The 2,642-nt window shown below is 63.9% G+C and carries 3 protein-coding genes and 1 pseudogene; all 4 read left to right on the top strand.

Annotated features, from left to right (window positions below):
- Positions 1-360 (top strand): PstC family ABC transporter permease (locus ACTS1X_RS07435; RefSeq protein WP_442613752.1); only part of this gene is annotated, 360 nt, incomplete at its 5' end.
- Positions 361-1,656, top strand: a complete 1,296-nt coding sequence (gene pstA, locus ACTS1X_RS07430; protein ID WP_442613751.1) for a phosphate ABC transporter permease PstA — start codon at positions 361-363, stop codon at positions 1,654-1,656.
- On the top strand, positions 1,640-2,491 hold the full coding sequence (gene pstB / locus ACTS1X_RS07425) for a phosphate ABC transporter ATP-binding protein PstB (RefSeq protein WP_442613750.1): 852 nt from the start codon (positions 1,640-1,642) through the stop codon (positions 2,489-2,491). The genes pstA and pstB overlap by 17 nt, the downstream gene beginning before the upstream one ends.
- Before the next feature lie 14 nt (positions 2,492-2,505).
- Positions 2,506-2,642: pseudogene (locus tag ACTS1X_RS07420) on the top strand (phosphate signaling complex protein PhoU); the annotation flags it as partial.

Here is a 2,642-nt window from a genome sequence, read left to right as displayed (position 1 = left end):
ATGCGCGACGGCAGCCTCGCCATGGGCGCGACCAATTCGGAAACGATCAAGCGCGTGCTGATCCCGGCCGCCCTGCCCGGCATCGTCGGCGGCGTGCTGCTCGCCGTGAGCCGCGCCATCGGCGAAACGATGATCGTGGTCATGGCCGCGGGCCTCGCCGCCAACCTGACCGCCAACCCGTTCGAGAGCGTGACGACCGTGACCGTGCAGATCGTCCAGCTGCTGACCGGCGACCAGGAGTTCGACAGTTCGAAGACGCTGGCCGCCTTCGCGCTCGGCCTCGTCCTCTTCATCGTGACGCTGCTCCTCAACATCATCGCGCTCGGCGTCGTCAAGCGCTTCCGCGAGGCCTATGAATAGATGAATACCGCGCTCGCCACCGAAAATGGTCGTCAGCCGACCGACTGGAACACCGATGCGATGCAGCGACGCATCCGCGCGCGCTACCGGGCGGAGAAAAGGTTCCGAATCTACGGTCTGTTCGCCGTTTTGCTCTCGGCCGGCTTCCTCGCCTTCCTGCTCTTCACCATGGTCTCGAGCGGCGCGCGCGGTTTCACCCAGGTGCAAGTCGCGCTTCCGGTCAATTTCGCGGCGTCGAATATCTTCCTCGAACCGTCTCAGCTCGAGGGCGAGGATCGCGATCAGCTCCTGGCCGGCGCCGATTTCCAGGGCCTCGCGCGACAAGCCGCGGTCGACGCCTATGGCGAGGACGGCCCCGCGCTCTTCTCGAGCGGCGCATGGGTCAAGCTGCGCAATGCCGTGTCCGAAGATCCGACATTGCTGACCCGCGAGGAAGTGATCTGGATGCCGGCCTCGACCGAAGTCGATTTCGCCGCCCGCGGCGATACCGGCGCGACGCAGAGCGAAGAACGCGCGGCGATGATGGAGCGCTATGCCGCGCTCGAGGACGCCGGCCAGGTGCGCCGCGCATTGAGCTGGACCTTCCTGACCATGGCGGATTCGAGCGATCCCACGCTCGCCGGCATCTGGGGCGCGCTCAAGGGATCGTTGCTGACCATGCTGGTGACGCTGGCCCTCGCTTTCCCGATCGGCGTGCTCGCCGCTGTCTATCTCGAGGAATATGCGCCGCAGAACCGCTGGACGGATATCATCGAGGTGTCGATCAATAACCTCGCCGCCGTGCCGTCGATCATTTTCGGCCTGCTCGGCCTTGCGGTGTTCATCAATACCTTCCACCTGCCGCGATCGGCCGCCATTGTCGGCGGCCTGACGCTCGCGCTGATGACTATGCCGGTCATCGTGATCGCGGGGCGCAACGCGATCAAGTCCGTGCCGCCATCGATACGCGATGCGGCGCTCGGCGTCGGCGCCTCGCCGGTGCAGGTGCTGACCCATCACGTCCTGCCCTTGTCGCTGCCGGGTATCCTTACCGGCACGATCATCGGCATGAGCCGTGCGCTCGGCGAAACCGCGCCGCTGCTGCTGATCGGCATGCGCGCCTTCGTCGCCTCGCCGCCCGACGGACTGACCGATCCCGCGACCGTGCTGCCCGTGCAGATCTTCCTGTGGTCGGACGAACTCGATCCCGGTTTCGTCGAGAAAACATCGGCCGCGATTATCGTGCTGCTGCTGTTCCTGCTCGTCATGAACGGACTCGCGATCTGGCTGCGCAACAAATATGAACAACGCTGGTGATATCATGAACGATGCAACCGAAGCCCAGGCCGCGCCCGAGGCGAAACCCGCCGCAGACGAACCGCTCGTCGACCCGGCGTCGCTCAAGATGACGGCGCGTAACGTCAACGTCTATTATGGCGAGAAACAGGCGATCGATGACGTCTCGATCGATATCGGCATGGACAATGTCACCGCCTTTATCGGCCCGTCCGGCTGCGGCAAATCGACCTTTCTCAGAACCCTTAACCGGATGAACGACACGATCCCGATCGCCCGGACCACGGGACAGATCGAACTCGACGGCGAAGATATCTACGATACGTCGATGGACGTTGTGCAGCTGCGGGCGCGCGTCGGGATGGTCTTTCAGAAGCCCAACCCCTTCCCCAAGTCGATCTACGAGAATGTCGCCTATGGCCCGCGGATCCACGGCCTTGCCGGTTCCCGGTCCGAGCTCGACCAGATCGTCGAGAAATCGCTGATCCGCGCCGGCCTGTTCGAGGAAGTAAAGGACCGGCTCGACGATAGCGGCACCGCGCTGTCGGGCGGACAACAGCAGCGGCTCTGCATCGCGCGCGCCATCGCCGTCGATCCCGAAGTCATCCTGATGGACGAGCCCTGCTCGGCGCTTGACCCGATCGCGACCGCCAAGATCGAGGAGCTGATCCACGAGCTGCGCGGCAAATATGCGATCGTCATCGTGACGCACAACATGCAGCAGGCGGCCCGCGTGTCGCAGCGCACGGCCTTTTTCCATCTCGGTAATCTCGTCGAATATGGCGAAACGTCCGAGCTGTTCACGAACCCGCATCAGGAACGCACGAAGGATTATATCACCGGCCGCTACGGCTAAACGGAACCGCGATCATGCCCAAGAGCAGCGAACATACGGTCAAGGCATTCGACGACGATATCGGCGAATTGCGCGCGCTTGTATCCGAGATGGGCGGGCTCGCCGAAACGGCGATCGGCGACGCGATCCACGCGCTCACCCGGCACGACCT

It is taken from the genome of Parasphingopyxis sp. (assembly GCF_052168275.1).
Lineage (GTDB): Bacteria > Pseudomonadota > Alphaproteobacteria > Sphingomonadales > Sphingomonadaceae > Parasphingopyxis.
Note: the sequence above shows the minus strand (reverse complement) of the source record. Positions and strands in the feature narration are given on the sequence as shown.